Origin of the sequence: Vibrio sp. Of7-15, from assembly GCF_022347565.1 — a bacterium.
Classification (GTDB): domain Bacteria; phylum Pseudomonadota; class Gammaproteobacteria; order Enterobacterales; family Vibrionaceae; genus NORP241.
In genome coordinates, this window is the sequence record NZ_JAKRGH010000053.1 from 1 (window position 1) to 6,225 (window position 6,225).

Sequence of the window (6,225 nt, forward strand, 5' to 3'; positions counted from 1 at the left end):
TTTAGCTTCACCACCGTATACTTTAGATAAAGTAGTACAGATTGCAGCAGTTAGAGTTGTTTTACCGTGGTCAACGTGGCCGATAGTACCAACGTTTACGTGCGGTTTCGTACGTTCAAATTTTTCTTTAGACATGGAGTGTCCCTCTAGGTACGGATAGGGTGGTATATAGACCACGCAACCAAAACTTTAGTGTTAAAGTATATATCAAAAGGGTAAATACTGAGAGCTGGTGCTGATACCCGGATTTGAACCGGGGACCTCACCCTTACCAAGGGTGCGCTCTACCGACTGAGCTATATCAGCACTCTAAAAGAGTGGAGCGGGCAGCGGGAATCGAACCCGCATCATCAGCTTGGAAGGCTGAGGTAATAGCCATTATACGATGCCCGCGCACGTAACTCTGAGAGCTATTTAACCTTAAAGAATATGGTGGAGGGGGACGGATTCGAACCATCGAAGGCAGTGCCGGCAGATTTACAGTCTGCTCCCTTTGGCCACTCGGGAACCCCTCCAGGGGTGTTGCTAAAAAATATGGTGCCGACTACCGGAATCGAACTGGTGACCTACTGATTACAAGTCAGTTGCTCTACCTACTGAGCTAAGTCGGCTAAGTGCTGCGCATTCTATTGAATCATTTATTCTCTTGCAATAGTTTATTGAAAAAAAATCACTTATCTTTCCAATACTATCCTTTTTGAATATAAAAACACCACAACAATAAGCACCATCGGCATATTTTGTTAGGAAAGAGGCTTTTACTAACCAGAGGGGATAGTGTATCGTCCTTGCTCACTAATAATGAAGAATCAAGCAACCTGATGAGTAATAACCTAACTCCTTACCTTTCATTTGACAGAAAGCAATGGGCCGAACTGCGTAATTCAGTTCCGATGACCCTTACCCAATCCGATCTTGAAAAACTTAAAGGGATTAATGAGCACTTATCAATGAGTGAAGCGACAGAAATCTATCTGCCGCTTACACGTCTACTGAACCTTCATGTTGAATCGAAACAAAGAAAAAACTATGTTCTAGAACAATTCTTAGCACGAAAAAAAGACAGTACACCTTATATCATCGGCATTGCAGGAAGTGTCGCCGTAGGAAAAAGCACCACAGCTCGTTTACTCAAAGAGCTGCTTTCCAATTGGGGGAAACACACTAAAGTTGAACTAATAACAACCGATGGTTTTTTGCACCCAAACAAGCTTTTAAACGAGCGAAACATCATGAAAAAGAAAGGTTTTCCTGAATCTTACGACATGAAAAAGCTGGTTCAATTTGTGTCGGATGTCAAATCAGGCAAACCAAGGGTAGAAGCGCCTGTTTACTCCCATTTAACCTATGACATCACAACAGAAACGAAAGTTGTGGAGCAACCTGATATTCTGATTATCGAAGGCTTAAACGTACTGCAAAGTGGCATGGATTACCCACATGATCCACATCGTGTCTTCATTTCTGATTTTCTTGATTTTTCTATTTTTGTTGATGCAGAACCCGAACTCATTGAGCGCTGGTACATTGAACGTTTTATGAAGTTCCGACAAGGAGCATTTCAACGCAGTGGTGCTTATTTTAACCACTACACTCGTTTAAGTGAAAGTGAAGCGACAGAGACCGCCCGTTCAATATGGAAAGAAATAAACGGGAAAAATTTAGAACAGAACATTTTACCAACAAAAGAACGAGCAAGCATGATCCTACAGAAAGGAGCGAATCATGCTGTAGAGACCATATTACTCAGAAAGTAGCTTAGTCTGCTTTTCTTAAAGAGATCTCGCCACCAATAAAAGGCTTGATACCGTCTTCCATTTCCAACATTAAGGCTCCCTGCTCATTAATCCCTCTAGCAACGCCTTTAATTTCATCGTTGCCTATAATTAAGCGGACTTCTCTTCCTTGAAAATTGTCTAACTGATTCCAACGTTCCAAAAAACCAGGAAGTCCGACTAACTCATACTCTTTTAACGTTGCCGTTAGCTTATCAATTAGGGAGGCAACCAACTGGTTACGATTCGGCATATCTTCGCAGGCATCGATCATATTTGCCCAAGGCTGATCAATTGAAAACTCGTCCCTATTTGACATAGAGATATTTAACCCCATACCAATAACAAGATGAGCCGCATCTCCTGTCTGGCCTGTTAACTCAACTAAAATACCGGCCAATTTTTTATCTTGGTAGTAAATATCGTTAGGCCATTTCACTTTAACGTCTGGACAACCAAATTCTTGCAAAGTTTCTGCGATAGCCACACCAACAACTAGGCTCAACCCCATTGCCGCTGCCATTCCCGCATCTAAACGCCAGTACATGGACAGATATAAATTAGAGCCGAAAGGAGACTCCCATTGACGCCCTCTTCGCCCTCTTCCCGCTTGTTGGTACTCAGCAATGCAAACAGCCCCACTATCTAAATCACCAACTTTGTTCAATAGATGCTGATTAGTAGAATCAATCACAGGGATCAATTCTAAGTTCGGAGCGGCACTATAGGTTCGAATTTTCTCAATATCTAGTAGCTCTATTGGTGACGATAAACAATAGCCTTTCCCTTGAACCCGAAATACGTCAAGTCCCCAAGACTGAATTGTTTTGATGTGTTTACTTATCGCAGCACGAGATATCCCTAGTAATTCTCCCAGCTGTTCTCCTGAGTGAAACTGACCATCTGCAAGTTGTTCTATTAAGGTAAGTTTGGCTTGATGATCTTTCATTTTAATAACCTATCTAAATTCGTCTCTTCATTTTTGGCCATAAAGCGCACTTCATGCTCCAAACTCACGCCATATTTGATCATCACTTGCTCTTTTACATACTGCGCCAAATTAACAATATCTCTAGCACTAGCATTCCCTAAATTAACAATCACGAGTGCCTGCTGTTTATGTACTTGAGCACCACCGATTTGATGACCTTTCAACCCAGCACGATCAATCAGCCACCCAGCAGCAAGCTTATAACCACTTTCTACCTTGTGACCTGATAAATCAGGAAAGTGCAATTGTAATTGTTCGTAGTATTCAGTGGATACAATAGGGTTTTTAAAAAAGCTACCAGCATTCCCCAACTTAGTAGGATCTGGTAATTTAGAGCTTCTAATATTACAAACCGCGTCATAAACCTGTTGCGATGTAACTGTTTGTCGTTCAAAAGAAGATAACGACCCATAACTCAGTTGAGGAGACCATGACTTTGCTAACTTCAACCCAATAGCAGTAATCACGACTCGATTATGCAGAGCCTTCTTAAAGACCGAATCACGGTAACCAAATTGACATTCAATTTTCGTAAGCCTACGTTCTGTCAGCGTTTCTAAATCCAAGACATCGACATAATCACATATATCTTTCAACTCAACGCCATAAGCACCAATATTTTGAATTGGCGCAGAACCAGCACAACCGGGGATCATAGCTAAATTTTCTAAACCACTGATCCCCTGTTCTAGACTCCAGCGAACCAGCGAAGGCCAATCTTCACCTGCACCAATATGAAGTCGATAGTATTCACCGGATTCAGTGACAGTTTTCCCAGTAATTTGATTTAAAATAACCACGCCATCATAGTTTTCACAAAAAAGGACATTACTGCCTTTCCCAAGAATCAATTTGGGCTCTTGCTGCCAATCTGGCGATTGATAAATATCGATTAAATCCTGACACGTTTCTGCCGAGATGATGCGTTTGGCGTCTACATCAATAGCAAACGTATGAAAAGCTTTTAGAGAGCAACTTGGTTGAATTTTCATGTTAAAATCATGTCTTAAATTACCTATTCACTCACATTCTATCGTATTCACTTAAAAAAGCGCCTTGTTTCCTATGCCTAAATTGACTTTCTTACAACTTGAACCTATCAAATTACCTATTGTTGCTAGGTTCTACAAAGAGTTCTACCCAGCGGGGAAGCCAAAAAGAGACGAAGCCATTTTTTTAACTTATCAAGAAAACACCCTCATTGGTTCTGTTCGCTTTAAAAGCATAGATAAGCATCAATTATTGACAGGCATGCTCATTCATCCCGATTACCGTCAACAAGGTATTGGCCATCAACTTATGGAATTTTGTAGGCAACGTATTAATCTCACAGGGTGCTATTGCTTTGCATTCGAGCACTTAGTACCTTTTTATTCCCAACATGGTTTTCAATCCTTAGAACCTCAAAAACTTCCCCCATCATTATTAGGGCGTTTCAATCGTTACAGTAATAGCGGAAAATCACTATGTGCAATGATATTCATTTCCAATCCGTGATATATAGCTAGCTTTAACTTCGACAAAAATAAAAACCCCAGCTAAGTTTGATAAAATTACTTAAAGAAAAGACCTAGTTGCGACACATACAATATTTAAGAGGCAAGAATGAATTCAGCGATTGCTATCAAGCATAAATTTGAGCAACTCCCTTGCATAGCTCATGATCCAGATAAACTAGAAACCTTGTTAGATGCGAATTCATTCCGAGATCGTCTTCACCATGAAATAGCCCATGCCAAATCACGAATTTACCTAGTAGCTTTATACTTAGAAGATGATGAAGCTGGACGTAACATTCTGACCGCTCTATATGAAGCGAAACAAGCCAACCCAGCATTAGACATAAAAGTACTGGTCGATTGGCATCGAGCTCAACGAGGACTCATTGGCGCAGCACAATCTGATGGTAACGCAGCGCTCTACCATGACTATGCTCAAAAATATGAACATCAAGTGGAAATCCTTGGCGTACCAGTTAGGAATCGAGAGGTATTTGGTGTTTTACACCTAAAAGGGTTCATTATTGACGATAAAGTGATCTACAGTGGCGCAAGCTTAAATGATGTTTACTTAGCTCAGAAGGATCGCTACCGTTATGACCGCTACCATGTTATTGAAAATAGCAGTCTAGCTCAAAGCATGGCTAACTTTATTGAAACTAACCTAGTAGAAAGTGATGCTGTCAACTGCCTTTCAGACTCCGACAGACCCAAGACAAAAACTCTAAAACCAGCTATTCGTCAGTTCCGAGCTAAGTTGATGCGCTCAAGCTACCAATACCAAGAAGAGCACGTTAATAACGACCAAATAGGCTTAACCCCCTTGGTCGGCCTTGGTAAGCGTGGAAATAAGTTAAATACGCATATACGTGATATGATTGCGGGAGCAAAAGATGAACTCACTATCTGTACTCCATATTTCAATTTCCCGCGAAGTATTTCAAGAGAAGTAAAACGCGCATTGCGCCGCGGAGTAAATATCACAATCATCGTTGGCGATAAAACGGCAAACGATTTCTACATATCTCCAGATAAGCCATTTAAAACCATTGCAGGTTTACCTTACCTTTATGAGATGAACTTACGTAACTTTGCAAGAGCAAACGAAAGCTCTATTGCTAGCCGTCAGCTTTCTATCCATATTTGGAGACACGATAACAACAGCTTCCACCTAAAAGGCTTATGGGTAGACCGTCGTTACATGCTTATTACGGGTAATAATCTAAACCCAAGAGCTTGGAAACTGGATCTGGAAAATGCCATTTTAGTTCATGATAAAAACCAGCTACTGGAAAAACAAAAACAACAGGAAATTGACTGTATCCTTTCCCATACTCGCCTAGTCGGAAGCTATAAGTTTATTGAAAAGCTAGAAGATTACCCAGCACCAGTAAGAAAGCTCTTAAAGCGTATAAAACGACTTAAAGCCGATCACATCCTAAATCAGATCCTATAAGCGATAAATAAGCCCCTAATTGCTGGTAGGGGCTTATTTCCCATAGACACTGCCTTCTACCTACCATACCTCTCGATATAACTACCATCGTGGTATTAAATCTGTCACGAACCTATAAACTCATCGAATAATAATGAAGTTCCCTACAACACATCATTTATGATGAAGTACTCACAGTGACAAAGAATTGAGAGGCAGAAAATAATGAAGAAGTTACAGTCACCGAACTGTAAGTATCATAGTCACAATATCCCAGCTAATATTTATTTTTTACAGACGTAAAAAAGCCCGACTCTTTCGAATCGGGCTTTTTTAATAAGTGGCGGAGTGGACGGGACTCGAACCCGCGACCCCCGGCGTGACAGGCCGGTATTCTAACCAACTGAACTACCACTCCGCAGTGGGCTACTTGTCGTTTCGGACAAGTGTTCATTATTTAAAGCCTGGCGATGTCCTACTCTCACATGGGGAAGCCCCACACTACCATCGGCGCTATTGCGTTTC

The 6,225-nt window shown here is 41.1% G+C and carries 6 protein-coding genes and 5 tRNA genes; 3 read left to right on the forward strand and 8 right to left on the reverse strand.

Annotated features, from left to right (window positions below):
* The 5 genes from MHO82_RS25280 to MHO82_RS25300 all read right to left on the reverse strand — a co-directional run.
* Positions 1-135: GTP-binding protein (locus tag MHO82_RS25280; protein ID WP_239183521.1), on the reverse strand; the 135-nt coding region annotated here is incomplete at its 3' end.
* 95 nt (positions 136-230) lie between these two features.
* A tRNA-Thr gene (locus MHO82_RS25285) sits at positions 231-306 on the reverse strand.
* Between the two features lie 12 nt (positions 307-318).
* Positions 319-393: transfer RNA gene (locus tag MHO82_RS25290), tRNA-Gly, on the reverse strand.
* 37 nt (positions 394-430) lie between these two features.
* A tRNA-Tyr gene (locus MHO82_RS25295) sits at positions 431-515 on the reverse strand.
* Between the two features lie 20 nt (positions 516-535).
* A tRNA-Thr gene (locus MHO82_RS25300) sits at positions 536-611 on the reverse strand.
* Between the two features lie 210 nt (positions 612-821).
* Between MHO82_RS25300 and coaA the strand changes: the two genes are divergently transcribed.
* On the forward strand, positions 822-1,757 hold the full coding sequence (gene coaA / locus MHO82_RS25305; protein WP_239189328.1) for a type I pantothenate kinase: 936 nt from the start codon (positions 822-824) through the stop codon (positions 1,755-1,757).
* 1 nt (position 1,758) lies between these two features.
* Here the strand turns inward: coaA and birA are convergent, their stop codons facing one another.
* Positions 1,759-2,724 (reverse strand): bifunctional biotin--[acetyl-CoA-carboxylase] ligase/biotin operon repressor BirA, encoded by a 966-nt coding sequence (gene birA, locus MHO82_RS25310; protein WP_239189330.1) that lies wholly within the window; start codon positions 2,722-2,724, stop codon positions 1,759-1,761.
* Positions 2,721-3,758: a UDP-N-acetylmuramate dehydrogenase gene (murB, locus tag MHO82_RS25315; RefSeq protein ID WP_239189332.1), complete on the reverse strand. Its 1,038-nt coding sequence runs from the start codon at positions 3,756-3,758 to the stop codon at positions 2,721-2,723. The genes birA and murB overlap by 4 nt, the downstream gene beginning before the upstream one ends.
* A gap of 73 nt (positions 3,759-3,831) precedes the next feature.
* Between murB and MHO82_RS25320 the strand changes: the two genes are divergently transcribed.
* Together MHO82_RS25320 and pssA are read left to right on the forward strand one after the other, a co-directional pair.
* The gene (locus MHO82_RS25320; RefSeq protein WP_239189334.1) at positions 3,832-4,263 is read left to right on the forward strand and encodes a GNAT family N-acetyltransferase; all 432 of its coding nucleotides are present in this window, start codon (positions 3,832-3,834) and stop codon (positions 4,261-4,263) included.
* A gap of 108 nt (positions 4,264-4,371) precedes the next feature.
* Entirely contained in the window at positions 4,372-5,721 is a 1,350-nt protein-coding gene (gene pssA, locus MHO82_RS25325) for a CDP-diacylglycerol--serine O-phosphatidyltransferase (protein WP_239189336.1), read from the forward strand.
* 320 nt (positions 5,722-6,041) lie between these two features.
* Here pssA and MHO82_RS25330 read toward each other — a convergent pair.
* A tRNA-Asp gene (locus MHO82_RS25330) sits at positions 6,042-6,118 on the reverse strand.
* Positions 6,119-6,225 lie beyond the last annotated feature (107 nt).

Bases quoted from the DNA above. Each gene is read 5' to 3' on its own strand.
- birA (WP_239189330.1), bottom strand. From the start codon at position 2,724: ATGAAAGATCATCAAGCCAAACTTACCTTAATAGAACAACTTGCAGAT.
- pssA (WP_239189336.1), top strand. From the start codon at position 4,372: ATGAATTCAGCGATTGCTATCAAGCATAAATTTGAGCAACTCCCTTGC.
- murB (WP_239189332.1), bottom strand. From the start codon at position 3,758: ATGAAAATTCAACCAAGTTGCTCTCTAAAAGCTTTTCATACGTTTGCT.
- coaA (WP_239189328.1), top strand. From the start codon at position 822: ATGAGTAATAACCTAACTCCTTACCTTTCATTTGACAGAAAGCAATGG.
- MHO82_RS25320 (WP_239189334.1), top strand. From the start codon at position 3,832: ATGCCTAAATTGACTTTCTTACAACTTGAACCTATCAAATTACCTATT.